The sequence below is a fragment of the Rhizobium esperanzae genome, from assembly GCF_014197615.1.
GTDB classification, from domain to species: Bacteria; Pseudomonadota; Alphaproteobacteria; order Rhizobiales; family Rhizobiaceae; genus Rhizobium; species Rhizobium esperanzae_A.
Genome location: NZ_JACIFY010000015.1, coordinates 136741 through 160722, shown reverse-complemented (window position 1 = coordinate 160722; position 23982 = coordinate 136741). Strand labels below are relative to the sequence as shown.

Below are 23982 nucleotides of genomic sequence, written 5' to 3'. Positions count from 1 at the left end.
CGGATGGAGAATTGCGTGACTGAATCCGTTGCGATGAGCGTCGAAGCCCTGCAAGATCGCGTCTGTGCCATCTTCGTGCGCGCGGGGTTGAACAAGATCCAGGCGGCGGCTCTGGCGCATGTCATCGTGGCCGGAGAACGCGATGCCTGCAAGTCGCACGGCATTTACCGCATCGAGGGTGCGTTGCGCACGGTAAAAGCCGGCAAGGTGAAGCCCGATGCCGTTCCCGCTCTCGCGCCGGATGACGGCAGCGCCATCGTCAGGGTCGATGCGCAGGGCGGTTTTGCCAATGCGGCGTTTGAACTCGGCGTGCCCGCACTGGCGGAGCGCGCCAGGCGGCTTGGCATCGCAGCCATGGTCATCAACGATTGCTCGCATTTCTCAGCCCTGTGGCCAGAGGTCGAAGCGGTGGCCGCGCACGGCCTGGCAGCATTGGTCATGTGCCCGAGCTATGCAACGGTTGCCCCGTCCGGTGGCAACAAGCCTCTGCTGGGCACCAATCCATTTGCCTTCGGCTGGCCTCGCAAGGAGCAGCCGCCCTATGTGTTCGATTTTGCCACTTCGGTGGCCGCACGCGGCGAGATCGAATTGCACCGCCGCGCCGGCAAGCAACTGCCGGAAGGTTGGGCGATTGACGCTGCCGGCAATCCAACCACCGACCCCGTTGCTGCGCTCGAAGGCGCCATGTTGCCCTTCGGTGGCCACAAGGGTTCCGCCATCGGCACCATGATAGAGCTGCTTGCCGGCATCATGATCGGCGATCTCACCAGCCCCGAGGTTCTCGACTACCTCGGCACGACGACCTTGGCGCCGTTCCATGGCGAACTGATCATTGCGATGTCACCCGAAGCCTTCGCCAGGGGCCGTCCCGGCGATCCGTTCGCGCGTGCCGAAACGCTCTTCGAAGCGATCGTGGGACAAGGGGCTCGGCTTCCGTCGCAGCGCCGCTTTGCCGCGCGCAGCAAATCGGAAAGCAAAGGGATCGTTCTGACCGCAGCTGAAATTGCCCAACTGGATGCGCTGTTGGCGGACTGACGTCGTTACCAGAGCATGTCGTGCAAAACTGTGTCGCGTTTTGCGATAACGACATGCGTAAAAACAAAGCGCGTTGCGTCAAACTGGATTGATGCGACGCGCTTCAGGCCACGGTCGCAAAGAACATGCCGCTGCCGCCGGCTACTCCTTCACCGCCACCATGAAAATCCGCGGAAACCGCAGCAGCACCCGGCCGTCCGACAGCTTCGGATAGGCCTTTTCCACCCGCTGCAGATAATCCGCCAGAAACGCCTCGCGATATTTCTCGCCGGCATGGGCGAGATAGGGCATCAGCCCGGTTCCCTTCACCCATTCGACGATCGCGGCCGCGTCCGCCATCGGGTGATTGTAGATCGTATGCCAGACATCGACGCGTGACGCCTTGGCGATCAGCCGGGAGTAATAGGCGGATGGCGCAGGCAGTCCCTTGCGGCGCACGCTCTTCGCCTCGAAGGCTGTCTTCCAGGGGCCGGCATGGGCGGTCTCTTCCATCGCCAGATGCGAGGGTTCGCCGAGATTGTCGGGCATCTGCACGGCGAGAACGCCGCCTTCGGAAAGCCCGTCCATCAGCCGGTCGAAAATGTCAAGATGGTCGGGCAGCCATTGGAAGACGGCATTGGCAAAGAGCAGATCGGCGGGTTCGGTCGGTTGCCAGCTGCCGAGATCGGCCTCGACGAAGGCCGTGCCGGGAAGCCGCTTGCGCGCCGCTTCCAGCATGTTCATGTCGCTGTCGAGGCCGGAGACGCCGTCCGCTCCATAACGCTCGATGATCAGCTCGGTCGAATTGCCAGGGCCGCAGCCGAGGTCGACGGCGCGGCGGATGTTTTGCAGCGGCACTTGCGCCAGAAGGTCGCGTGCCGGCCGCGTGCGTTCATCCTCGAATTTCACATATTGGCTGGCAGACCATGCCATGGCGTTCACTCCTGCTTCCAAATCGTTCCCGTGCTGGATGCAGATCTCAGATGTTACCGCCGGAAGCGATGGCACCCGCCGACCGTCACTCCGCAGACACGAGTATCTTGTCCACACGTCTGCCGTCGAGATCGATGACTTCGAAGCGCCATCCGTCTCTCGTGAAGCTCTCACCCAATTCCGGCAGATGTTTCAACTCTTCCAGCACCAGGCCGGCGACCGTCTGATATTCGAGATCGTCATCGAGCTTTAGATTCAGGAACTCGGCGAATTCGTCGATCGGCGTCCAGCCGGACACCAAGTAGGAGCCGTCATCACGGCGCGCGATGGCCTGCTCGTCGACAGGTCCCTCCTGCAGGGCCCCCATGATCGCTTCCAGAATGTCGCCGGAGGAAACAATCCCCTCGAAATGGCCGTATTCGTCGAAAACCAGCACCATGTGGACTGGCGATTTCCGGATGGCTTCGATCACGTTGATGGCGGTGGAAAGATCTGAAACCACAGGCACGTCCTGCGTCAGGGCCTTGATGTCGGCACTGCCGTGTTCCGACATCGAGTCGTAAAAATCCTTGACCGGGAGGATGCCGATCACTTCGTCCGAACTGCCTTTGCGAACCGGCAGGCGCGAGCGTTTCGTCCGGTGCAATTGCGTTCGGATTTCATCGAGGCTGTCGTCGATATCGATAATTTCGACGTCGCGCCGGGGCGTCATCAGCGCGCGGGCGGTCCGGTCCGCCAGCCGCATGACGCCTGAGATCATCGCCGACTCCTCGCTTTCGATGACGCCGGCCGACTGCGCCTCGGCGAGAACGGTCTTGATCTCTTCGTCCGAGACATTGTCGCCGCCTTTTCCCGCCTGGCCGAGAAGCTTGAGGACCAGGTTTCCGGAGGCGTTCAGCAGCCAGACGAGGGGCAGGGCAATTTTTGAAAGCACCGCCATCGCCGGCGCGACCTTCGCTGCAACCGCTTCGGGTTCCCGCAGCGCGATCTGCTTGGGAACAAGTTCGCCGACGATCAGGGAGAGGTAGGTGATGGCGACGACGACCGAACCGACGCCGATCGCGTCGGCGGCCGTCGATGACATTCCCTGGGTTTCCAGCCATCCGGTCAGGCGGCCCCCGAGGGTCGCGCCTGAGAAAGCACCGGAGAGAACACCGACCAGCGTGATGCCGATCTGCACCGTCGAGAGAAAACGCCCGGGGTTTTCGGCAAGCTTGATCGCTTGCGCCGCACCCTTGCTGCCATTGTCGGCAAGAACTTTCAGGCGGGCAGTCCGCGAAGACACAACGGCCAGTTCAGACATGGCGAGCACACCATTCAGGATGGTGAGAAACGCCACAATTCCAATTTCCAGAAACACAGGGACCCTATTCGTTGAGGTTGTCGTGCCGCGTCAAGCGACGCGGCGGGGCGCGGTCGTCGTCACGAAGGACCGCGCCTTTGAAGTGGAAGTCATATGCCGTCTGCACGAGGAAACCGGCCATGCCCGGCCTGTCGGCGGCAAAGCTTGGGAAAACGGCCCTCTCAGCACGCGCGGTGATAGACCCAGGGCGCGGCGGGTATCGTCACGCCGTCTACAGTCGCCGCCCGCATCTTCGGCCGGGAGGTCCCGGTTGGAACGGGCGGAGCTTATACTGGATGGGTCGCTGTCAGGCATGGCGCAATTTTGGCGATGAAACCGATCCGACGCAAGAGGCGCCGGGCGAAAATCCTTTTACCGCACTGTTGTGACAGTTTCGAAACGGCGAGGGGGCCACGTTCTCGCTGAGGATTTTAGGGGAGTGTTTCGCATATCTGCGTGATGCCGAAACCCTTCGAAAGGTTTCGGCATCATTCTCTCGCACCATCAGGCCGCCAGGATGGTGATCCCATAGGCATTGGCGGCCGCCGTCATCCGGGCGATGGTTTCCGCAGACGGGCGGGCCTTCGGTGGCTCGGTCGCACCTTCCGCTTCGATGAATTCCGCCATGTCGCGATCGACGACCGCGGAAAAGACGGCGGGGACGGTTCCGCGGTTGGCATAGCCGTGCACCATGAAGGGTGCGATGCTGACGATGTCGCCGGCGCGGGCCTCGATCTCTTCGGGACCGTTGTCGGTCTGGCGCCAGATCGTCAGGCACCCCTCGAGGATACGGAATACCTCAGGGCTCGCATGCGCATGTTTCGGCGTCCGGCTGCCGGGTGGTACGGTGACGTCGAAGAGATTGAGCCAGTTTCCGCGGATGCGGAGCCGCCGCTCGATCCTTTCGCCGAGGACGAAGAAGCGTTTCGCCCCATCACCCGTCTCTTTACCGGCATGCACGTTCACAAATGAGTTGGACATCATGTCTCTTTCTTCTTGCAGGCTTTTTCTTGTTGGCTTTTCTTGCGGGCGCAGCCGATAGGCCTTTGCGCCGCCTTTGGCAACCACCGCGATATAGAGGTCAGGAAGCCGATCGCCCCCGATATCGGTGCGGCGAGGCGTTTTCGCAAGACCTGCCGGGCTGCGGCAAAAGCTCCTGATCATCAAACGCCGGCCTTGGAAGGCTCTCAGCCTGTAATACCGCCGACACAGAAGGGGCGCATAGAACGCGGCGGCTGTTCCGGCCATCCCTTCACGCCGCGCCGGCATTCATTGCCGGCATTGATCGATGGAGCCCATTCATGTCTTCTCTTCCCGTCGTCGGCGCCGCCATGACGCTCGATGAAGTCGAGCTTCACCGCGACTGGCTGTTCGAAAAGCCGCGCGATCTCGAATTGCAGAGCTTCGTCGAGGCCGAGGTCCTGAATGGCGACTGGGCGCCGCTCGCGGCACGCGCACGCAGGCTTCTCGACGGCCATACCGGCCGCTTGGGCATTCACGGCCCGTTCTGGGGCTTTACCATCGCCTCGCAAGATCCCGACATCCGCGCCATCGTCGCCAGGCGGCTGTTGCAGGGCCTCGATGTCTGCGCCGCCATCGGCGCGACGCAGATGGTCGTCCACAGCCCTTACACCTCGTGGTCCTACAACAATCTCGACAATAATGATGGCGCCCGCGAGGATCTGGTCGAGCGCGTGCATCTGACGCTGCGCGATGCAGTCAGGCGCGCCGAGGATATCGGCTGCACCATGGTTCTCGAAAACATCGAGGACAAGGATCCGCATATTCGCGTGGCGCTCGCCGACAGCTTCCATTCACCCGCCGTCGCCGTTTCGATCGATACCGGCCACGCCCATTATGCCCATGGTTACACCGGTGCGCCGCCGGTGGACTATTACGTCAAGGCAGCCGGCAACCGCCTGCAGCACGTCCATCTGCAGGATGCCGACGGCTATGCCGACCGTCACTGGAGCCTCGGCGAAGGCTCGATCCACTGGCACGCCGTCTTTGCGGCCCTCGGCAAGCTCGACAGCAACCCGCGCCTGATCATCGAGATCAAGGACAAATCGAAAATCCCGGCCTCCGCTGCCTATCTCGCCTCGATTGGGGTGGCGGAATAAGGTCCGTTGCCCGGAATTGCTACGGCACTTCCCTCACGAAAACCGCGTAATCACGCTGATCCCCGTCGCTTCCGCCTTGTCGAGCGCCATCAGTGCCGGCACGGCCTCATCGAGGCTGATGCGCCGGCCGATCAGCTTCTGCGGGGCGATCTTGCCGGCTGCCAGCATCGACAGCATGGCATCGTATCGCCAGGCCTGCATGCCGTGGCTGCCGTAGATCTCCAACTCGTGGCCGATCACCTGGCCCATAGGGATTTGCGGCGTGGCATGTTCCCCGAGCATCAGCCCGACCTGCACATGCCGGCCGCGTCGGCGCAGATTCTTGATCGAGTTGAAACAGGTGACGGGATGACCGAGCGCGTCGATCGAGACATGCGCACCGCCCTTGGTGATCTCGCGCACCGCCTCCGCGACGTCGGCGACGCCTGAGGCATTGATCGTCGCCACCGCTCCGCATTCGCGCGCAAAGGCAAGCTTCTCCTCCGATATATCAATGCCGATCGCATTGGCGCCAAGCGCGGTGGCGATCATGATCGCCGACAGGCCGACACCGCCGCAGCCATGCACGGCGATCCACTCGCCGGGGCCGGTGCGCGCCTGGTCGGCGACGGCGCGGAATGAGGTGGCGAAGCGGCAGCCGAGGCTCGCCGCCGTCGCATCGTCGATCGTATCCGGCAGATGCACCAGATTGGTGTCGGCATAATCGATCGCCACATATTCGGCGAAGGAGCCCCAATGGGTGAAGCCCGGCTGGAACTGGTTCGGGCAAACCTGCTGGTTGCCGGAATGGCACTCTCCGCAATGGCCGCAGCCGGAAACGAAAGGCACGGTCACCCGGTCGCCCACCTTGAAGCGCATCACGCCGCGGCCGGTGGCGACGACCCGCCCGGCAAGCTCGTGTCCCGGCACATGCGGCAGGCGGATATCGGGATCGTGTCCCATCCAGCCGTGCCAGTCGCTGCGGCAAAGCCCGCTGGCGCCGACGGAGATGACGACGCCGTCCTCGGAAGGCGTCGGATCGGGCAGGGTGCGAATCTCCGGTGCCTTTTCGAAGGCTTCGTAGTACATGGCTTTCACAGGCGTCTTCCCTTATTCATGTTTGCGTCCATGATGGCATGTGGCAGGCCGCCATTCCAACATGTCATTCCATCATTTTTGCTGATGCACCCATCGCTTAAGCCATGGCCGCCGCGCACGAATATTGCGGCCCGGCGCCATCCTCCGGCATTTTCTTGCTTCCGCCTTTCCCGCCTGGATTTCTCCTTGACCCGGCCTGCGGCGGCGGTTTTTGCTTTTCCAACTTGATAGGGAGGGCACCATGGCTGTCGATACATCACCGCGTTCAACCACCTGGACCCATGTCGACGGGGAATGGCTCCCCGGCAATCCGCCGCTGATCGGGCCGACCTCGCATGCCATGTGGCTCGGCTCCACGGTCTTTGACGGCGCCCGCTGGTTCGACGGCATCGCGCCGGACCTCGACCTGCATTGCCAGCGCATCAACCGATCCGCGCTCGCCATGGGCCTGAAGCCGGTGAAATCGGCCGAGGAAATCGCCGCACTCGCCTGGGAAGGCATTGCGAAATTCAATGGCGCCACGCCGATCTACATCAAGCCGATGTATTGGGGCGAACATGGTTCGCCCGGCAGCGTCGTTTCCGTCGATGCCGAATCGACCCGCTTCGCGCTCTGCCTGTTCGAGGCGCCGATGGGCGGCCATGGCGGCACCAGCCTCACCGTCTCGCCCTACCGCCGCCCGTCGCCGGAAACGGCGATGACCGAGGCCAAGACCGGTTCGCTCTATCCCAACAGCGGCCGCATGATCGCCGAGGCGCGCAGCCGCGGCTTCGACAATGCGCTGGTGCGCGATCTGAACGGCAACGTCGTCGAAACCGCCTCCTCGAACGTCTTCCTGGTGCGCGACGGCGTGGTGATGACGCCGGCCGCCAACCGCACCTTTCTTGCCGGCATCACCCGCGCCCGCGTCATCGGTCTCTTGCGCAAGGCCGGTTTTGACGTCGTCGAAGCCACGCTTTCCGTCGAGGATTTCCTTGCCGCCGACGAAATCTTCACGTCAGGCAACTACTCCAAAGTCGTCGGCGTCATCCGCCTCGACGACCGCAACCTCCAGGAAGGCCCGGTCACCCGCAAGGCGCTGGATCTCTACATGGACTGGGCCCACGGCAGAAGCGAGAGCGAGGAGTGAGCAGCGGTTCGGCGCAGCCGAAGCAATCGATCCAGTGAATCGATTGCAGCTGCGAACGCCCGAAGCGCAAGCGCAGGGCCAGAGCGGTTCGGCTCTTAAAATAGCGTCTGCATCCGCCCATCCGGCTGCCGCCACCTTCTCCCCGTAAACGGGGCGAAGGGACCGTGCCGCAAGCTCTCCCTTCCCACCACGTCTCGCAGGGCACGTCCCCTCTCCCCGTAAAACGGGGAGAGGGTTAGGGTGAGGGGCAAATCTCCGAATGGCAACCTCTCGCCCGCCTACACCTTCCTGGCTGAAACGAGCAGGAATGGAGGTCGGCGGCGCTGATCGGCAAGGCGCGGCCATCTGGCGATCGCGCCGTCATCGGGCACTGGTTCCAGCACCTTTTCTATCACGAAGCCCCTGTCGATCAGGACATTCAGGTAGGAGCTGACGGTTCGGTGTTGACGTGGCACATCGAGCCCGAGCCACCGGATCATTCGGCTCCCTTCTTCGGCATAGTGGTCCACCGGCCAATGGATTCGCTCCCCGTGCGCATCGGTCTCCCACTCGCGCCGGGCACAGGTCACGATCGGATGCTCAACCGAGAAGACGAACCTGGCTTCAGGTTTCAATGCCCGCCTGACATCGTCGACGAGCTTGTCGTAGGGCTCGACATAATGCAGAGCCAGGCTGCTCACCACCAGATCGTAAGTATTCTCCGATAGTTCCAGCCTCTCAAGAGGCCGCACCAGAAAACGGGCAGCCGGATGAACGGACGAGCGTGTTGCCTCAGCGATCATCCGCTCGGAGGCATCGATGCCAAGCACAGCCCTTGCACCCTTGGCGCAGAGATCGCGGACCATGTCTCCGGCACCGCAGCCGAGATCGGCGACAACGAAATTTTCCGGGTTCGGCATGAGGGACCAGATCGCCGGTCTCTCGACAACCTCGTTCAGTCGGCCTGGCGCCGAACGCATGTCCTGGTAAGCCGAGAAGAGATGATCGTCATCATAAAGAGGCAGGTCGCCGGACATGTCTTGACCCCGATTTGGACAGCGCCCTATCTCTGCTGTGTGAAACAAAGATGACAGCTTTCTGTTTCGTCAGAAGTACTCGTCTCGCCTGTAGAAATTGCCGTAGAGATGCGTCAGCACCGCATTGGATGCCAGTTTGTCTTCATCGCTGTCGCCATAAACCAGTTTGTGCGGGTCGCTTTCGCTATAAATGACAGCGACGAAATGGTTGACACCCAGGCCGGCGATCCCTGTCGAAACGTCGCACCCCTCGATGACCGAAAATTTTGTACCGTTCTGCGAAGAGCCGCTCGCGGCTGCCGCCGCTTCCAAACTCGATTTATTGAAAATGACGTACCATAGCCAAGGATCGAACAAGGGCACGTTGATCAAGGTCCCAAAGCAAACCGGAACTATGATGATAGCAAAAAGACGACTCACCATTCCACGGAGACGAAGACGACATAACGCGATAAATGCGCCGATAAACCAAACGAGCAGAACGCCCACGACCGACAGAAAGAGCAGCGGCCCTCCCAATAGATCGAAGAGCCCTCGTAGCTCATAAGTCGAATCAAGCGGCCAAAAATCAAAAGCGCGATTGTAAGCGGCACATGTGGTGCCAAGACAAGCTGCGATGATCATGCGCCGAACATTCCAAGTGTCTATGGGCACAACCGACGCACCATCCCTTTGTTTTTCATAGTCGAATTGTGTTCAGTGAAGTCGAGGCATTTTTGGGGCAGAGCGGTCCTGCTGCCACTATGTCGCAGTGAAGGCGGCTCTGATGTAAAATTACCCCCTCACGTCATCCACTTCCGATGCTCGGCAAATCTCTCCGCAAGCAGGTCGATGAACAGCCGCACCTTCGTCGCCAGATGGCTGCGGTTGGGATAGACGGCGTTGATGTTGAACTCGATCGGCCGGTAGTCTGGCATGATCTTCACCAGCCGTCCTTCGGCGATGTCGTCGAAGACCACGAAGCTCGGCGCCAGGAAGATGCCCTGGCCATTCAGCGTCAGGAAGCGCAGCATCTCGGCGCTGTTGGAGATGGCGTTGCCGCCGATCTTGACGCTTTCCTGCCGGCCTTCACTATCCTCGAAGCGCCATTCCTCGCCATAGGGATAATAGGCATATTGCAGGCAATTGTGATCGGCGACCTCGGCCGGTCTTTGCGGCATCGGGCGGCTCTCGAAATAGGCCGGCGAGCAGACGAGCATATGGCGCCAGGGTGTCAGCTTGCGGGCGACAAGCGACGAATCCGGCGGCGGCACGGTGCGGATCACCAGATCGTAGCCGTCCTCGATCATGTCGACCATCCGCTCGCCGATGCTGAAATCGAGCGAGATCGACGGATAGAGCGCCATATATTCGCTGACGACCGGCAGCAGGAAACGCACGATGGCGCTGCTGGTATAGACCTTCAGCGTGCCGCGCGGCGTGGTGCTGAGTGCGCCGGCCGTCCGGTCCGCCTCGTCGAGTTCGGCCAGGATCTGCGAGGAGCGTTCATAATAATATTTGCCGGTTTCCGTCAGGCTCACCTTGCGTGTCGTGCGGTTGAGCAGGCGTACGCCGAGCCTGTCCTCCAGCGATTGCACATGATTGCCCACCATGGTCACCGACATGTTGAGCCGTCGCGCGGCGGCGGAAAATCCGCCGCATTCCACCACCTTGCCAAAGACGGCGAGGCTTGTCAGTCGATCCATATTGCCCTCGGATTATCCGCTGAGAGTTGATGATCCTTCCCGATATAAGCAGATTATCAGATTGAGTGGCAGGGTGCATTTTCCCTTCAACCGAACAGGGCCTCTGAAACGGGGCCGGCATTGAAGGAGAAGCACGATGGTTGAGTTGCCCCGCAAGGACGTTTTCGACATTGCCCGGCAGGCCGATGCCGCACCGGCGGCCGAAGCGCCGAGCGCCCCGGTGGCGGAAGCGCCTGTCGTCGAGGCCTCTGCTCCGGAAATTCCGGCAAGGACCGGCCGCAGGATCGTCAAGCGTGCGGTCATTGCCGCAGCGCTGCTTGCCGGCGTCGCCCTGTCCGGCGATTTCGGCTACCGCTATTGGACGGTCGGCCGCTTCATCGAATCCACCGACGATGCCTATGTGAAGGCCGATTACACCACGGTCGCCCCGAAGGTCGCCGGCTACATCAGCCAGGTGCTGGTCAACGACAATGACGCGGTCAAAACAGGCCAGGTCTTGGCCCGCATCGACGACCGCGATTTCCAGGCAGCCCTTGCGCAGGCGAAGGCCGATCTCAAGGCGGCGGAAGCCGCCATCACCAATATCGACGCCCAGATCGCCCTGCAGCAATCGGTGATCGAGCAGGCGAGGGCGACGATCGATGCCTCGCAGGCCTCGCTGGATTTTGCCGTTTCCGATGCTGACCGCTCGGCCCGGCTCATCACCAGCGGCGCCGGTACGCAGTCCCGTGCCGAACAGACCCAGTCGGCCCGCGACCAGGCTGCCGCCGCCGTCGAGCGCGACCGGGCAGCCCTTGTGGCGGCCGAGAACAAGGTGCCTGTTCTTCAAAGCCAGCGCGAACAGACGGTTGCCCAGCGCGACCGCTCGGCCGCCGCCGCCCAGCAGGCCGAGCTCAACCTCTCCTACACCGATATCGTCGCCGCAGTCGACGGCACGGTCGGCGCCCGTTCGATCCGCGTCGGCCAATACGTCACATCAGGTACGCAGCTGATGGCCGTCGTGCCGCTGCACGCGGTCTATGTCGTCGCCAATTTCAAGGAAACCCAGCTGACCCATGTCCGCCCCGGCCAGCGGGTCGAGATCAAGATCGACAGCTTTCCCGATACGGCGATCAGAGGCCATGTCGACAGTGTTTCGCCGGCGAGCGGCCTCGAATTCTCGCTGCTGCCGCCTGACAATGCCACCGGCAATTTCACCAAGATCGTCCAGCGCATCCCGGTCAAGATTGTCATCGACGACGAGGCTCTGAGCGGCCTGTTGCGCTCCGGCATGTCGGTCGAGCCGGAAATCGATACCAAGGCTGCCCGGACCAAAGCCGCAGCAGGCGAAGGGTCATCCGGCCACGCCGGATAGGCCTTCCGCCCTTTTCCGAATGATTGCCCAACCCCGTCATGAGAAGGTTTCCGTCAAAGCCGGAAAGAGATCAGCCATGGCCACTCTTCAGATCGCCGCAAACAACAATTCACTGGCGCGCCCCGCCGCTGCGGCGCCGGCAGCCGCCGCCGCCATCAGCCCGGTCCGCATGTGGATGGCCGTCGTCGGTTCGACGCTCGGCGCCTTCATGGCGGTCCTCAACATCCAGATCGTCAACGCCTCGCTTGCCGATATCCAGGGCGCCATCGGCGCCGGCACGGATGACGGCGGCTGGATCTCGACCTCCTATCTGATCGCCGAGATCGTCGTCATTCCATTGAGCGCCTGGCTGGCGCGGGTCTTTTCTCTCCGCAACTATCTGCTCGCCAACGCCATCCTCTTCCTCGTCTTTTCGGTCGCCTGCGCCTTTGCCGCCAATCTGCAGCAGATGATCATCCTGCGCGCCATTCAGGGCTTTTCCGGCGGCGTGCTGATCCCGATGGCCTTCACCATCATCATCACGCTGCTGCCCAAGGCCAAACAGCCGATCGGCCTTGCTCTCTTTGCGCTTTCCGCCACCTTCGCCCCGGCGATCGGCCCGACGATCGGCGGCTACCTCACCGAGAATTGGGGCTGGGAATATATCTTCTACGTCAACCTGGTGCCGGGCGCGCTGATGGTCGGCATGCTCTTTGCCTCGCTCGACCGGGCGCCGATGAACCTGAAGCTGCTGGCCAAGGGCGACTGGCCTGGAATCGTCACCATGGCGATCGGCCTGGCAGCACTGCAGACCGTGCTGGAAGAGGGCAACAAGGAAGACTGGTTCGGCTCGGATTTCATCCTCCGCCTGTCTGTTGTCGCTGCCGTCTCGCTGACCTTGTTCATCGTCATCGAGCTGAAGACCGCCCATCCGCTGTTGAACCTGCGGCTGCTGGTGCGGCGCAATTTCGGCTTCGGCATCGTCGCAAACTTCCTGCTCGGCATTGCGCTTTACGGGTCGGTCTTCGTGCTGCCGATCTATCTCACCCGCATCCAGGGCTATAATTCCGAGCAGATCGGCATGGTTCTGGCCTGGACCGGCATTCCGCAACTGCTGCTGATCCCGCTGGTGCCGCGCCTGATGAAGCGTTTCGACGTCCGCCTGCTGATCTCTGTCGGGTTTGCGCTCTTTGCCGCCTCGAATTTCATGAATGTGCATATGACCGGCGATTATGCGAGCGACCAGCTGTTCTGGCCGAATATCGTCCGCGCCATCGGCCAGGCGCTGGTCTTCACCCCGCTCTCGGCGATCGCCACATCTGGCATCGAGCAGGAGAATGCCGGTTCGGCGTCGGCCCTCTTCAACATGATGCGCAATCTCGGCGGCGCAGTCGGCATCGCTTCGCTGCAGACCTTCCTGTCGAAGCGCGAACAGTTCCACTCGAACATTCTGACCAATTCGGTCTCGGTTTTCGAGGAAGCCACGCGCGATCGCATTGCCAGGCTGACGGCCTATTTCATGAGCCACGGTGTCAGTGATCAGGCGCTCGCCGGCCACAAGGCCATCGTCGCCATCGCGCTCAAAATTCGCAAACAGGCCAATATCATGGCCTTCAGCGACACCTTCTTCCTGCTCGGCGTCGCCCTCTTCGTTGCCCTGCTCGCAAGCCTGCTTCTCAAAAAGCCCGGTCAAATCTCCGGCGGTGGCGCCCACTAGTCTGCAGGAGGAGATAGCCATGACGACTGCGATCCATGTTCCAGATGCCGATCGGTTTCAGCCAAAGGCCGTCGGCAATGCCGTCAGCACCGGCGCGCTGCTCTCCGTCATCGAATGGCTCTCCGGCGACGAATGCCACGCGCTCGACGAAGCCGGCCTCGTCTCCGGCCTCGGCCGCAGGCTCCAGGCGCTCGGCCTGCCGGTCGACCGGCTGACCCTGCATCTGATGACGCTGCATCCCGAGCTTATCGGCCGCACCATCGCCTGGGCGCCGGGCGAGCCGGTGGAGATCCACGATCGGGAACACGGCGCCCGCGTCGCCATATCAAACACGCCGCTGCGCAAGGTGATGGAAACCCGCGAGCCGCTGGTCGTCGGCATCGGTGAAAGTGCTCATGGCCGCTGGCAGCATATCGATGTCTTTGCCGATCGCGGCCTGGTGCAGCTCGTCATTGCGCCGCTCTGCAATGTCGACGGCCCCGTCAGCGCCGCCGTCTTCGCCACCAGGCGGCCGGGCGGCTTCACGGCAGCCGAGCAGCAGCTGATCGAGCGCATCCTGCCGGCGCTGCGCAACACCAGCGAGCTGCGCATTCTGCGCCAGGTCGAGCTCAGCCTGCTCGATACTTACATCGGCCCGCTGACGGCAAGCCGGATTCTCGCCGGCCGCATCCGCCGGGACGAGATCGAATCGATGCAGGCGGCCCTGCTGCTCTGCGATCTCAGAGGCTTCACCGAACTGTCGAACCGGCTGCCCGGCAGCACCGTGCTCGGCCTGCTCAATGCCTATTTCGACAGGATCGTCCCGGCGATCACCCGTGAAGGCGGCGAACTCTTGAAATTCATGGGCGATGCCGTGCTCGCCTTCTTCCCCGGCTACGCCGCCGCCCATTCCTGCGGCGCCGCTCTCGCCTCCGCCCGTGCCATCCTCGATGAGATCGACCATTTTCAATATGAAGGCATCGGCGTGAAGGCCGGCATCGCCCTGCATTACGGCGAGGTCAGCTACGGCAATATCGGCTCCGGCCGCCGCCTCGACTTCACCCTGATCGGCCGCGACGTCAATCTGGTCAGCCGCATCCAGACCGCTTGCAGCGAGTTGGGTGAGCCCTTGCTGATGTCGGCACCCTTCCGCGCAGAGGCCGGGGCAGGGGATGCCGTCTCCGCCGGGGCGCATCGGCTGAAGGGGTTTGCGGAGCCGGTGGAGCTGTTTACGATCGCAAGGTAGCGTGTGGCGGCACCCCCCTCTGCCCTGCCGGGCCCGGCAGGGCAGAGGGGGCCACACATCTTACCCTTCCCGCATCTTTCCGCCATAGTGCCCGCGAATCCCACAACTGAGGAACCACCCATGACCGTGCTGTCCGACGAACAAGGCGAGATCATCCGCGAACTCGGCGTTGCCGCCGAGATCGATGCCGAGCGTGAGATCGAGCGGCGGACCGCCTTTCTCAAGGATTATCTCGTGGCATCGGGCATGCGCGGCTACGTGCTCGGCATCAGTGGCGGCGTCGATTCGCTGACGGCGGCGCTGATTGCCCAGAAGGCGGTGCGCGAGCTGCGCGACAGCGGCCATGCGGCGGAATTCATTGCCGTGCGCCTTCCCTACGGCATCCAGGCGGATGAGGCCGATGCGGCGAGGGCGCTTGAAACGATCGGTGCCGATCGCACGATGGTGGTCAACATCAAGGCGGCGGCGGATGCGATGCTGGCCGCCGCTCAAAACGGCGGCCTCGCCTTTGCCGATGCCGGCCGTCAGGATTTCATCCTCGGCAACATCAAGGCCCGCCAGCGCATGATCGCCCAGTTTGCGCTTGCCGGCGCGCTCGGCAGCCTCGTCATCGGCACCGACCACGCCGCCGAGGCGGTCATGGGCTTCTTCACCAAATTTGGCGATGGCGCCGCCGATATCCTGCCGCTCGCCGGCCTCAACAAGCGCCGCGTCCGCCTATTGGCAAAGGCGCTCGGCGCTCCTGACGAACTGGTGTTCAAGGTGCCCACCGCCGATCTCGAGGATCAGCGGCCGCTGCGGCCCGACGAGGAGGCCTACGGCGTCAGCTACGACGAAATCGACGATTTCCTCGAAGGCAAGCCGGTCGGCGAGATCGCCCGCCGCCGCATCCTCGCCGCCTATCGGGCAACCGCGCACAAACGTGCGCTGCCGGTCGCCGTCAACACTCTCTGAGAGCGGCCAGGCCTCACGGACGGACCGGCTCGCCTGTCCGTCCGGCCGAGGCGAGATAGGCCTGCGGCGCGAAATAGACGCCGTCGGCATCGAAAGCCTCGAGGTCTTCGGCCTGCAGCGCTTCACGCACCTTCGGTCGTGCCGCCACCCGCGCCATGAAGCCGTGCAACGCCGGCCATTGCTTGAGGTCGATGTCGGTCCAGGGCGACCAGTTCAGGCAGACGAAGAGATAGGCGTCCGCCACCGTGAAGGCCTCGCCGGTGAGATAGGGTCCGGCGAGACGGCCGTTCAGCCAGGTGAGCCGTTTGGAGATCAGCGCGCGAATCTCCCCATGCACGCCGGAATAGGCCGGATTGAACAGCAGCACCATCGGCTTGTGCAGCTCGGCGGTGATGAAATTGAGATAGGATTGCACCTCGTTGCGGGTGAGATCACCCAGTTCGGGCAGCAGGGCCGAGCCTTCGGCGAGGAACTGCACGATCGCCGGTCCCTCGGTCAGCACCTTGCCGTCGTCGAGCATCAGCGCCGGCACATAGCCGTTGCCGTTGATGCTGAGATAGTCCTTGCTGAACGAGTTCGATATCCAGTCCCAGCTCCCGGCAGATGATGTGCGGCGAAAGCGAGCAGGCGGCGGCGTGCATATAAAGTTTCATTGCGGTTTCCTCTCCTCATGAGGCGGTCGATGCCGACCGCCGATTGAATATCTGTACTGTTTCGCATAAAATAACCTTCGTCAATAATTTAATGCGAAATGGTACAAAATATGAAAGACGAGAAGAAGCGCGGCCGCCCGAGGGGTTTCGACGCCAAGGCGGCTCTCGGCAAGGCGCGGGATGTCTTCTGGGACAGGGGGTTTGCCGCCGCCTCGCTCGACAATCTGAGTGCCGCGACCAACCTCAACCGGCCGAGCCTCTACGGCGCCTTCGGCGATAAGGAAGCGCTTTATCTCGATGCGCTGGAGGCCTATCGGCAGGACGGCATGGACGTGCTGACGGAGGCGCTCGACCCGTCACTTCAGCTTCGCGACAATATCGCCCGCGTCTACGCCGGTGCGTTGGCGATCTATCTGCATGGTGAGACCGCCGCCCGCGGCTGCTTTCTGATCGGCACGGCGACAGCCGAGGCGGTCGAGCATGAGCGGGTCCGCGAAGTGCTCGGCCGCAGCCTCAACGATTTCGACGGCGAGATCGAAAAGCGCATGCGCCTTGCGGTTAAAAGCGGCGAACTGCCCGAGAGCGCCGACCCGCAGGTGCTGGCAAGGCTCGCCTCCGCCGTCATGCATTCGCTTGCCGTGCGCGCCCGGGCCGGCGACAGCCGTGAGGTGCTGGAGGCGATCGCCCGCTCAGGCGTCGAGCTGATCTGCGGGAACCCGCATGTTTGACGCCTTGGCATCCCTCGGGCGCACGATCCAGGCATAGGCGGCGCCGGCCAGAAGCAGCAGCGACGTGCCGAGGAAAACCGAGCGCATGCCGATATGCCCGCCGACGAAGCCGCCGAGAACAGGACCGGCGACCTGGCCGACATATTGCGAGGAGATGGAAAGCCCGAGAATGCTGCCGGCCGCACTGTCCGGCACGTTGTGGCGGATGACGGCGGTAATGCAGGGCAGCAGCCCGCCGAGGGCTACGCCCATCAGGAACCGCAGGATGATCAGCTGCCAGGAACTGGTCACGAGAGCCTGCGGGATCAGTAGCAATCCGGCAACGGCAAGCGCACCGGCGATGACAGGCCAATGGCCGATCCTGTCGGCGAGCTTGCCGAGCCGGGAGGCCGAAAGAATGCTGCCGAGCGCGGCGGCCGACATGACGAGACCGGATATCATCGTTACCTGATCGGCGGCCGGCACGATCTGCGCGACATAGACGGTGATGATCGGCTCGATCGACATATTGGCGAACATCAAGAGCATGCCGGTCGCCAGCATCGCGATGACAGGGCGCTTGTCGGCAACGGATTTCCAGCCGCCGCTTGCCTTGGCCGCCTGTTTGCGGGCCGGCGATTTCTCTTCCTTGATCAGCAGGGTGGTGGCGAGAAAGGCGAGGAAGATCATCGCCCCGGCGGCGAGAAAGGTGCCGCGGATGCCGATAACCCCAGGCAGTACGCCGCCGACGAGCGGCCCGACGAGATTGCCGGCCATGATGCCGGAAGAGAGCACGCCGAGCGCCCAGGCGGATCGGTCCTTTGGCGTCTGCGTCGCCACCAGCACCATCGAGCCGGAGGAATAACCGCCGGCAAGCCCGACGAAGAGGCGCAGCGCCGCCAGCTGCCAGACATTGCCGGCCATGCCCATCAGCGAGATCGCCACCGTCATGCCGAGGCTGGCGCGCACCAGCATCAGCTTGCGGCCGTAAATATCGCCGAGCCGCCCCCAGAGCGGCGCAACGAGAGCGGCCGCCAGGAAGGTGGCGCCATAGGCAATGCCCGACCATTGCACGATCGCCGCATGATCGGTCACGCCGAGCTCTTCGACATAAAGCGGCAGGAAGGGAAGCAGCAGCGTCATCGCCACGATCGTGGTGAATGAGCCGATCAGCGAGACGGCAAGGTTGCGCCTCCAGTAGATCGAGCCTGCTCCAGCGCTGGCCGCGTCCCGTTGCGTGTCGGTCATTCTTGCCTCGGCATCGATCCTGCGGGCGCCGTTGCGCCGCAAGCTGGATCATCTCGGGTGAAAGTGGTAAGAGATAACTGATTGCATAGTGCAATCGGATAATCGGAGGGTTTTGCCATGAACGAGATGCGATCCAGGCAACAGACTGTCCGCGATCTCTACACCGCCTATCTCGCCGATCGCAAGGACCTTGTCGGCGCCATGCTGACGGAGGATTTCACCTTCTCCAGTCCGCGTGACGACCACATCGACCGGGCAGCCTATTTCGAGCGCTGCTGGCCGAAGGAGCCGGTCTTCCGCGCGATCGAGATTGAATTCCTGGCGGTCGACGGCGACGAGGCTGCTGTTCGCTACCGCGCCGAAAAACTCGAGGGCGGCAGCTTCGCCAACATGGAGAGCCTGCGTTTCCGTGGCGACAGGATCGCCTCCGTGGAGGTCTATTTCGGCCGGAATTTATGACCTCGACCGAGCGGCTTAGAAGATCCGCATCGCCGACGTCACGATGATGATCATCGACACCGCCACCATCAGCGCCCGCACCGGCAGCCGCTTGACGAGGAGGGCGCCGAAAGGGGCGGCGATGACGCCGCCGATGATCAGGCCGATCGCCGAATTGAGCTCCGACCAGCCGAGCGTGACGACGAAAGTCAGCGAAATCGTCAGCGTCACCGCAAATTCGGTGAAGTTGGTCGAGCCGATCACCCGCTTCAGATCATGGCCGCGGCTGACGAGCGTGCTGGTGACGACTGGTCCCCATCCGCCGCCGCCGATCGCATCGAGCAGGCCGCCGCAAAGCCCGACCGGCGGCACGATCCAATCGCGGACATCGCGCTTCGGCGGTGAGCGAAACGCCTTGTAGAGGATCAGCAGGCCGATCGCGATCAGATAGGCCGAGACGAAGGGCGCGATCGTCTTGCCGTCGATATTGGCAAGGAGATAAGCCCCGATCGCGCCGCCGATCATGCCGGCCGGTGCGAGCCGCGCCACCAGGCGCCAATCGACGTTGCGATGATAGGCATGCGAGAGGCCGGACGCTGCGGTCGTGAACATTTCCGCCACATGCGTCATGGCGCTGGCATTGGCCGCCGGCACGCCGAAGGCAAGAAGGCTCGTGGTCGACAGCACGCCGAAGGCCATGCCGAGCGCGCCGTCGACGATCTGCGCGCAAAAGCCCACGACGATGAAAAAGAAGAAATCCGATGTCATGCGGGTCCCCTCAGACGAACGGTAGCATCAGAACAGTCGACGCGGGAAAAAACTTTCGGTCTCCGGCGGCCAATCCCGTCAGGCGGCCAATCATCTCTGAGGATGCCAGTGCTCTCAGCAGGAAAGCCCGCGCTGCTTCAGCCGGACGATCTTGAAAAAACCATTCGGAAAGATCGGCAGGATTTCCGCAGCGGCAAAATCGCCGCGGCGCTCGGCCCAGGCGAGGATGCGGTGGAGGCGGAAGGCGGAGGACCAGCCGATGTGACGCACCAGCGGCGCCACCGCCGTCTCGATCGCGCCCTGCAGGCCGGCGCCGTCGCCGAGCTTGCTGGCGAGGATGATCTCGCCGCCGGGCCTCAGCACCCGGGCGCATTCGTCCAGCGCCCGTTCGGGTTCGGGGATCAGCGTGATGACGAAGGGCAGGCTGACCGCATCGAAGGACCGGTCGGCAAAGGCGAGGGCATGCGCATCCATCACCTCGAGCGCCTGCACATGCCCCAGATTCTCGCGTTTCGCCTTTTGGCGCGCTCTTGCGATCATGTGTTCGGAAATATCGATGCCGGTCACCCGGCAGCCTCGCGGGTAATGCCCGAGCGTCAGCCCGGTGCCGACGCCGATCTCCAGTATGTCAGGCCCGGCCGCGGCTGCGAGTGCGGCAAGCTTGCGGTGGCCGTCGCGCAGGATGCCGCGATAGACGCGGTCATAGACCGGTGCCCAGCGCCGATAGATTTTCTGCTGATCTTCCGCGCTGTTGCCAAGCCCTGACATGCCGTACCTCCCTGAAGCCCCGTCCTCAACTCCCGAGAGCAGGTTCCGGTTCCACTCGGAATGTGATGGAAGACACAAACTGCCGCGGCAGCGGCCTGCAGCAACCTATTTTGCCGGCATGAGGCCGAGCTTTTCGGCGTCCAGTTCGCTGCCGATCTCGACCGACTTCGTCTGCTTGTCGTAGACGCAGATCTGCGCCACCAGCCCCTTGGCGCCCTTCGGCTTGCCGGTCAGCAATGCGAGCCCGTAATGGGGTGTGCCGAAGGGATCGACAGCTGCATTCGGCGTCTCGATCGCCACAGCCGCCTTCTTGCACTTGGCCTCGATATCTGCCGCCAGCTCTTTCCAGGCCTCATCCGAGGAAGCGTGCGCCGCAACTGAAAGGAAAGGCAGCGCGGCGATGGCCAGAAGCGGGATTATATTCCTGTTCATATCGGATCTCCGTTGATCTCAATGGCAGCGAAGCGGTTTTCGCGGGCGGCGTCCCCGGTGATTTGTCCGGGCAATTCGCAAGCGCAACTCCAGCCTGGAAAGTGAGGCAAATTTTCCTCCGGCGGCGCGTTTTTTGATATTTCGCCGGTTGCCTCTCCGTGCTTCCCCTCCTATGTTCCGCCTCACCTGCCGAGACGCAATCTATTGCCAAGAGGAGATCTGACATGGCTTTCGAATTGCCTGAACTTCCCTATGATTACGAAGCGCTTGCTCCCTTCATGTCGAAGGAAACGCTGGAGTTTCACCACGACAAGCACCATAAGGCCTATGTCGACAACGGCAACAAGCTCGCCGCTGAAGCCGGTCTCTCCGACCTCTCGCTCGAAGACGTCGTGAAGAAGTCCTTCGGCACCAATGCCGGCCTCTTCAACAATGCTGCCCAGCACTACAACCACATCCATTTCTGGAAGTGGATGAAGAAGGGCGGCGGCGGCAACAAGCTGCCGGGCAAGCTCGAAGCGGCCTTCGCTTCCGATCTCGGCGGCTATGACAAGTTCAAGGCCGATTTCGCCAATGCCGGCGCCACCCAGTTCGGCTCCGGCTGGGCCTGGGTTTCCGTCAAGAACGGCAAGCTCGAAATCTCCAAGACCCCGAACGGCGAAAACCCGCTCGTTCACGGCGCCACCCCGATCCTCGGCGTCGACGTCTGGGAACACTCCTATTACATCGACTATCGCAACGCCCGTCCGAAGTACCTCGAAGCCTTCGTCGACAGCCTGATCAACTGGGACTACGTCCTGGAACGCTACGAAGAAGCCACGAAGTAATCGATACTGGCTGCTGTAAATCCGCACCCGGCGCCCCAAAGCGCCGGGTGTTCTGTTTTCAACGCCGTCACAGCCCTGTCATCGGCCGCTCCTAATCACCCACCATGTCCTCTTCCGCTCTTCCCCTGTTCCGCTTCGGAATCATCGCCGACCCGCAATATGCGGCGATCCCGCCGCATCAGGCCATGGACCGCTATTACGCCAACAGCCTGGCCAAACTCGCCGAGGCGATCGAGGTCTTCAACGGCTGGGAGCTGAGCTTCGTCATGACGCTCGGCGATGTCATCGACCGCAGTTTCGCAAGCTTCGACGATATTCTGCCGGTCTACGGCAAACTCAGGCACGAAACGCTCTTCCTGCTCGGCAACCACGATTTCTCCGTCTCTTCGGGCCATCTCTCCGAGGTCGCCGCGCGTCTCGGCATGCCGTCCCCCTATTACAGCTTCGCCCGCCACGGCTGGCGCTTCATCGTGCTCGACGGCAACGAGGTCAGCACCTTCGCGCCGCCCGAAGGCCATCCTCATCGCGCCCTTGCGGCTGAGATGCTGGCGGCGCTGCAGGCCAAAGGTGCGGCAAATGCCCATCGCTGGAACGCCGCACTGAGCGACGAACAGTTCGCCTGGCTCGGCGATGAAATCGCCAGCGCTGCCGCCGCCGGCGAAAAGGTCGTCGTCATGAACCACTATCCGGTGCACCCGCCCTGCGAACACGGCATGTGGGACAGCGAGCGCATTGTCGCGCTGCTCGCCGCGCAGCCCCATGTCGTCGCCTATCTCAACGGCCACGACCATGCCGGCAATTACGGCAAGGCCGGCGCCTGTCACTTCGTCAATTTCAAGGGCGTGGTCGACACCGAGACAGAAAACGCCTTCGCGATCGTCGAGGTCCACCCCGACCACCTCGAAATCCACGGCTTCGGCCGCGAGGAGAGCCGCAGGCTGGGGTTTTAGGCGAAGAGATCGCCGCGTGCCGCTCATCCGGAGAGGCAGCGCTCAACGTCAACTGACGCGTCGATGATTGGCCAAGTGGCTGATTTCACGCAGACACGGCCCTCTCCGTCCACCCGCTCGTCCACAATTCCCGCAGTCGGTCGCCTTCGCCCTTGAAGAATTCCTCCGCCTCTTCGCAGCGCTCCACCCGGTCGCTGCGGAAATTGCGGATCGCCTGGCGCAGTTCGCACCAGGCGACGATATTGGCGGTCTGGGAATAGTAGATCAGCGCGATCGGCCGGATCGTCCGCTGGCTGGCGCGGCCGAGTTCGTCGCGGTAGGCGAGCATCAGCTTGCATTCGTCGCGGATCGCCCGGCGCACGATCGCAAGGTCGAAGCCGGCCGGCTGCGCGATCGAGCCCCAGGCGTAAAGCGCCTTGGTGTCCATCGCCTGGCGCAAAGGGGCGGGTACGGCGCCCGATATCTTCCGGTTGACCCGGCGGGCGGCCTGCTTGAGTTCTTCGTCCGCCGTGCGTTCGAGCAGCGCCAGCGACAGCACGATCGCCTCCATCTCCTCGATCGAGAACATCAGCGGCGGCAGGTCGAAGCCGGGCCGCATGATGTAGCCGATGCCGCGCCCGCCCTCGATCGGCACCCGCATCGCCTGAAGGGCGGCGATGTCGCGATAGATCGAGCGCACCGTCACTTCGAGCGTCTCGGCCATAACGGCCGCCGTCATCGGCTTTCTGGCGAGCCTGAGGATCTGAATGATCTCGAAAAGCCGCGAGGCCTTGCGCATTTTGCCTCTCCCATCCCTTACGCTCCTCCTGACAATACACTGTCAGTTGGGTTTGCGTATAGAGCCGCCTATCGGATTGAAATCAATCAGGGTCTTTCAAAATGACCCGCGGAACTCAAGGCGGTAACTGACATGGACTACCATCAAAACCTCTGGCTCTTCTTCACCCTTCTCTTCGGCATCATCATCGTGCCGGGGATGGACATGCTCTTCGTGCTCGCCAATTCGCTGACCGGCGGCGTCCGGCGGGGGCTGGCGGCGACAGGCGGCATCATGGCCGGCGGCGCGGTGCATTCGGCCTATGGCGCAGCCGGCGTCGGCCTGCTCGTCACCATGCTGCCGCAGCTTTTCAATGTGCTGCTCTTTGCCGGCGTCGCCTATATGATCTGGATCGGCATTTCGCTGATCCGCAGTTCGATCACCGTCGAGGCGGTCGGGCCGGGAACGGCGCGCTCCGGCTGGCGTGCTTTCCGCCAGGGTGCCGTCACCTGTCTCGTCAATCCGAAGGCCTATATCTTCATGTTCGCCGTCTATCCGCAGTTCCTGCGGCCGGAATACGGCCCGGTCTGGATGCAGGGGCTGATCATGGGCGCCATGACTGTTGTCACCCAGTTTGCCGTCTATGGCACGCTGGCGATGACGGCGGGCCGCAGCCGCGACCTGCTCGTCGCCAATCCCGACGCCACCGCCTTTGTCGGCCGCTTCGCCGGCCTGTTGCTGGTTGCAGTCTCGGCCTTCAGCCTCTGGCAGGGTTGGAAAAGCGCTTGAGCCTGTTCGTATCACATTGTTTTTATGATGATCCGGCAAACGTGACTATCTCCCGCCATGGATTTTGTCATGCTCCCGGTGCAGATTGGCCGGCGGCCGC

At 62.7% G+C, this 23982-nt stretch carries 24 protein-coding genes and 1 pseudogene; 12 read left to right on the top strand and 13 right to left on the bottom strand.

Annotated features, from left to right (window positions below):
• Positions 1-33: 33 nt before the first annotated feature.
• Positions 34-1035, top strand: coding sequence for an Ldh family oxidoreductase (locus GGD57_RS20320; protein WP_432443386.1), 1002 nt, complete (start codon positions 34-36; stop codon positions 1033-1035).
• A gap of 141 nt (positions 1036-1176) precedes the next feature.
• On the opposite strand, the gene tam is transcribed toward GGD57_RS20320, so the two are convergent.
• The 3 genes from tam to GGD57_RS20305 all read right to left on the bottom strand — a co-directional run bounded on the left by tam (position 1177) and on the right by GGD57_RS20305 (position 4273).
• Positions 1177-1947 (bottom strand): trans-aconitate 2-methyltransferase, encoded by a 771-nt coding sequence (gene tam / locus GGD57_RS20315; protein WP_184472082.1) that lies wholly within the window; start codon positions 1945-1947, stop codon positions 1177-1179.
• An 85-nt stretch (positions 1948-2032) separates the two neighbouring features.
• Positions 2033-3307 carry a CNNM domain-containing protein gene (locus GGD57_RS20310; RefSeq protein ID WP_184472081.1) on the bottom strand — a complete coding sequence of 425 codons (1275 nt, stop codon included), beginning with the start codon at positions 3305-3307 and terminating at the stop codon, positions 2033-2035.
• A 486-nt stretch (positions 3308-3793) separates the two neighbouring features.
• Entirely contained in the window at positions 3794-4273 is a 480-nt protein-coding gene (locus GGD57_RS20305; RefSeq protein ID WP_184472080.1) for a cupin domain-containing protein, read from the bottom strand.
• Between the two features lie 317 nt (positions 4274-4590).
• On the opposite strand from GGD57_RS20305, the gene GGD57_RS20300 reads away from it, so the two are divergent.
• Positions 4591-5409, top strand: coding sequence for a sugar phosphate isomerase/epimerase family protein (locus GGD57_RS20300; RefSeq protein ID WP_184472079.1), 819 nt, complete (start codon positions 4591-4593; stop codon positions 5407-5409).
• 33 nt (positions 5410-5442) lie between these two features.
• On the opposite strand, the gene GGD57_RS20295 is transcribed toward GGD57_RS20300, so the two are convergent.
• Entirely contained in the window at positions 5443-6486 is a 1044-nt protein-coding gene (locus GGD57_RS20295; protein WP_184472078.1) for a zinc-binding dehydrogenase, read from the bottom strand.
• 241 nt (positions 6487-6727) lie between these two features.
• Between GGD57_RS20295 and GGD57_RS20290 the strand changes: the two genes are divergently transcribed.
• Positions 6728-7615, top strand: a complete 888-nt coding sequence (locus GGD57_RS20290; RefSeq protein ID WP_184472077.1) for a branched-chain amino acid aminotransferase — start codon at positions 6728-6730, stop codon at positions 7613-7615.
• 278 nt (positions 7616-7893) lie between these two features.
• Here GGD57_RS20290 and GGD57_RS20285 read toward each other — a convergent pair whose 3' ends face one another.
• From GGD57_RS20285 to GGD57_RS20275, 3 genes are all read right to left on the bottom strand, one after another.
• Positions 7894-8631, bottom strand: coding sequence for a class I SAM-dependent methyltransferase (locus GGD57_RS20285; protein ID WP_184472076.1), 738 nt, complete (start codon positions 8629-8631; stop codon positions 7894-7896).
• A gap of 69 nt (positions 8632-8700) precedes the next feature.
• Positions 8701-9255 carry a hypothetical protein gene (locus GGD57_RS20280; RefSeq protein WP_184472075.1) on the bottom strand — a complete coding sequence of 185 codons (555 nt, stop codon included), beginning with the start codon at positions 9253-9255 and terminating at the stop codon, positions 8701-8703.
• Between the two features lie 158 nt (positions 9256-9413).
• The gene (locus GGD57_RS20275; RefSeq protein WP_184472074.1) at positions 9414-10316 is read right to left on the bottom strand and encodes a LysR family transcriptional regulator; all 903 of its coding nucleotides are present in this window, start codon (positions 10314-10316) and stop codon (positions 9414-9416) included.
• A gap of 136 nt (positions 10317-10452) precedes the next feature.
• Here GGD57_RS20275 and GGD57_RS20270 point away from each other — a divergent pair, with 136 nt between their 5' ends.
• The 4 genes from GGD57_RS20270 (at position 10453) to nadE (ending at position 15545) form a co-directional block, all read left to right on the top strand.
• The gene (locus GGD57_RS20270) at positions 10453-11670 is read left to right on the top strand and encodes an HlyD family secretion protein (protein ID WP_184472073.1); all 1218 of its coding nucleotides are present in this window, start codon (positions 10453-10455) and stop codon (positions 11668-11670) included.
• 76 nt (positions 11671-11746) lie between these two features.
• Entirely contained in the window at positions 11747-13366 is a 1620-nt protein-coding gene (locus GGD57_RS20265; RefSeq protein ID WP_184472072.1) for an MDR family MFS transporter, read from the top strand.
• 19 nt (positions 13367-13385) lie between these two features.
• Complete coding sequence (locus GGD57_RS20260) at positions 13386-14591, top strand: adenylate/guanylate cyclase domain-containing protein (RefSeq protein WP_184472071.1); 1206 nt, start codon at positions 13386-13388, stop codon at positions 14589-14591.
• Positions 14592-14711: 120 nt separating this feature from the next.
• Complete coding sequence (nadE, locus tag GGD57_RS20255) at positions 14712-15545, top strand: ammonia-dependent NAD(+) synthetase (protein WP_184472070.1); 834 nt, start codon at positions 14712-14714, stop codon at positions 15543-15545.
• A gap of 13 nt (positions 15546-15558) precedes the next feature.
• Here nadE and GGD57_RS20250 read toward each other — a convergent pair.
• Positions 15559-16198 (bottom strand): annotated as a pseudogene (locus tag GGD57_RS20250) (glutathione binding-like protein).
• Positions 16199-16308: 110 nt separating this feature from the next.
• On the opposite strand from GGD57_RS20250, the gene GGD57_RS20245 reads away from it, so the two are divergent.
• Complete coding sequence (locus tag GGD57_RS20245; protein WP_184472069.1) at positions 16309-16926, top strand: TetR/AcrR family transcriptional regulator; 618 nt, start codon at positions 16309-16311, stop codon at positions 16924-16926.
• Here the strand turns inward: GGD57_RS20245 and GGD57_RS20240 are convergent.
• A complete protein-coding gene (locus GGD57_RS20240; protein ID WP_184472068.1) occupies positions 16888-18153 on the bottom strand; it encodes a multidrug efflux MFS transporter in 1266 nt (421 codons plus the stop codon). The two genes, GGD57_RS20245 and GGD57_RS20240, sit on opposite strands and share 39 nt — an antisense overlap.
• A 117-nt stretch (positions 18154-18270) precedes the next feature.
• Here GGD57_RS20240 and GGD57_RS20235 point away from each other — a divergent pair, with 117 nt between their 5' ends.
• Positions 18271-18612 carry a nuclear transport factor 2 family protein gene (locus GGD57_RS20235; RefSeq protein WP_184472067.1) on the top strand — a complete coding sequence of 114 codons (342 nt, stop codon included), beginning with the start codon at positions 18271-18273 and terminating at the stop codon, positions 18610-18612.
• Positions 18613-18627: 15 nt separating this feature from the next.
• On the opposite strand, the gene GGD57_RS20230 is transcribed toward GGD57_RS20235, so the two are convergent.
• The 3 genes from GGD57_RS20230 to GGD57_RS20220 form a co-directional block, all read right to left on the bottom strand.
• Positions 18628-19359 carry a sulfite exporter TauE/SafE family protein gene (locus tag GGD57_RS20230; protein ID WP_184472066.1) on the bottom strand — a complete coding sequence of 244 codons (732 nt, stop codon included), beginning with the start codon at positions 19357-19359 and terminating at the stop codon, positions 18628-18630.
• Positions 19360-19473: 114 nt separating this feature from the next.
• Entirely contained in the window at positions 19474-20127 is a 654-nt protein-coding gene (locus tag GGD57_RS20225) for a class I SAM-dependent methyltransferase (protein WP_184472065.1), read from the bottom strand.
• 105 nt (positions 20128-20232) lie between these two features.
• Positions 20233-20559 carry a hypothetical protein gene (locus GGD57_RS20220; RefSeq protein ID WP_184472064.1) on the bottom strand — a complete coding sequence of 109 codons (327 nt, stop codon included), beginning with the start codon at positions 20557-20559 and terminating at the stop codon, positions 20233-20235.
• 224 nt (positions 20560-20783) lie between these two features.
• Here GGD57_RS20220 and GGD57_RS20215 point away from each other — a divergent pair, with 224 nt between their 5' ends.
• Both GGD57_RS20215 and GGD57_RS20210 read left to right on the top strand, forming a co-directional pair.
• Positions 20784-21386, top strand: a complete 603-nt coding sequence (locus GGD57_RS20215) for a superoxide dismutase (RefSeq protein ID WP_003569477.1) — start codon at positions 20784-20786, stop codon at positions 21384-21386.
• 104 nt (positions 21387-21490) lie between these two features.
• Positions 21491-22336 carry a metallophosphoesterase gene (locus GGD57_RS20210; RefSeq protein WP_184472063.1) on the top strand — a complete coding sequence of 282 codons (846 nt, stop codon included), beginning with the start codon at positions 21491-21493 and terminating at the stop codon, positions 22334-22336.
• 85 nt (positions 22337-22421) lie between these two features.
• Here the strand turns inward: GGD57_RS20210 and GGD57_RS20205 are convergent, their stop codons facing one another.
• A complete protein-coding gene (locus tag GGD57_RS20205) occupies positions 22422-23114 on the bottom strand; it encodes a helix-turn-helix transcriptional regulator (protein WP_184472062.1) in 693 nt (230 codons plus the stop codon).
• 132 nt (positions 23115-23246) lie between these two features.
• On the opposite strand from GGD57_RS20205, the gene GGD57_RS20200 reads away from it, so the two are divergent.
• On the top strand, positions 23247-23882 hold the full coding sequence (locus GGD57_RS20200; RefSeq protein WP_184472061.1) for a LysE family translocator: 636 nt from the start codon (positions 23247-23249) through the stop codon (positions 23880-23882).
• Positions 23883-23982 lie beyond the last annotated feature (100 nt).

Excerpts from the sequence above, each read along its gene's own strand:
- GGD57_RS20320 (WP_432443386.1), top strand. The coding sequence starts at position 34 with ATGAGCGTCGAAGCCCTGCAAGATCGCGTCTGTGCCATCTTCGTGCGC.
- tam (WP_184472082.1), bottom strand. The coding sequence starts at position 1,947 with ATGGCATGGTCTGCCAGCCAATATGTGAAATTCGAGGATGAACGCACG.
- GGD57_RS20305 (WP_184472080.1), bottom strand. The coding sequence starts at position 4,273 with ATGATGTCCAACTCATTTGTGAACGTGCATGCCGGTAAAGAGACGGGT.
- GGD57_RS20300 (WP_184472079.1), top strand. The coding sequence starts at position 4,591 with ATGTCTTCTCTTCCCGTCGTCGGCGCCGCCATGACGCTCGATGAAGTC.
- GGD57_RS20290 (WP_184472077.1), top strand. The coding sequence starts at position 6,728 with ATGGCTGTCGATACATCACCGCGTTCAACCACCTGGACCCATGTCGAC.
- GGD57_RS20285 (WP_184472076.1), bottom strand. The coding sequence starts at position 8,631 with ATGTCCGGCGACCTGCCTCTTTATGATGACGATCATCTCTTCTCGGCT.
- GGD57_RS20280 (WP_184472075.1), bottom strand. The coding sequence starts at position 9,255 with ATGATCATCGCAGCTTGTCTTGGCACCACATGTGCCGCTTACAATCGC.
- GGD57_RS20275 (WP_184472074.1), bottom strand. The coding sequence starts at position 10,316 with ATGGATCGACTGACAAGCCTCGCCGTCTTTGGCAAGGTGGTGGAATGC.
- GGD57_RS20270 (WP_184472073.1), top strand. The coding sequence starts at position 10,453 with ATGGTTGAGTTGCCCCGCAAGGACGTTTTCGACATTGCCCGGCAGGCC.
- GGD57_RS20265 (WP_184472072.1), top strand. The coding sequence starts at position 11,747 with ATGGCCACTCTTCAGATCGCCGCAAACAACAATTCACTGGCGCGCCCC.
- GGD57_RS20260 (WP_184472071.1), top strand. The coding sequence starts at position 13,386 with ATGACGACTGCGATCCATGTTCCAGATGCCGATCGGTTTCAGCCAAAG.
- nadE (WP_184472070.1), top strand. The coding sequence starts at position 14,712 with ATGACCGTGCTGTCCGACGAACAAGGCGAGATCATCCGCGAACTCGGC.
- GGD57_RS20245 (WP_184472069.1), top strand. The coding sequence starts at position 16,309 with ATGAAAGACGAGAAGAAGCGCGGCCGCCCGAGGGGTTTCGACGCCAAG.
- GGD57_RS20240 (WP_184472068.1), bottom strand. The coding sequence starts at position 18,153 with ATGACCGACACGCAACGGGACGCGGCCAGCGCTGGAGCAGGCTCGATC.
- GGD57_RS20235 (WP_184472067.1), top strand. The coding sequence starts at position 18,271 with ATGAACGAGATGCGATCCAGGCAACAGACTGTCCGCGATCTCTACACC.
- GGD57_RS20230 (WP_184472066.1), bottom strand. The coding sequence starts at position 19,359 with ATGACATCGGATTTCTTCTTTTTCATCGTCGTGGGCTTTTGCGCGCAG.
- GGD57_RS20225 (WP_184472065.1), bottom strand. The coding sequence starts at position 20,127 with ATGTCAGGGCTTGGCAACAGCGCGGAAGATCAGCAGAAAATCTATCGG.
- GGD57_RS20220 (WP_184472064.1), bottom strand. The coding sequence starts at position 20,559 with ATGAACAGGAATATAATCCCGCTTCTGGCCATCGCCGCGCTGCCTTTC.
- GGD57_RS20215 (WP_003569477.1), top strand. The coding sequence starts at position 20,784 with ATGGCTTTCGAATTGCCTGAACTTCCCTATGATTACGAAGCGCTTGCT.
- GGD57_RS20210 (WP_184472063.1), top strand. The coding sequence starts at position 21,491 with ATGTCCTCTTCCGCTCTTCCCCTGTTCCGCTTCGGAATCATCGCCGAC.
- GGD57_RS20205 (WP_184472062.1), bottom strand. The coding sequence starts at position 23,114 with ATGCGCAAGGCCTCGCGGCTTTTCGAGATCATTCAGATCCTCAGGCTC.
- GGD57_RS20200 (WP_184472061.1), top strand. The coding sequence starts at position 23,247 with ATGGACTACCATCAAAACCTCTGGCTCTTCTTCACCCTTCTCTTCGGC.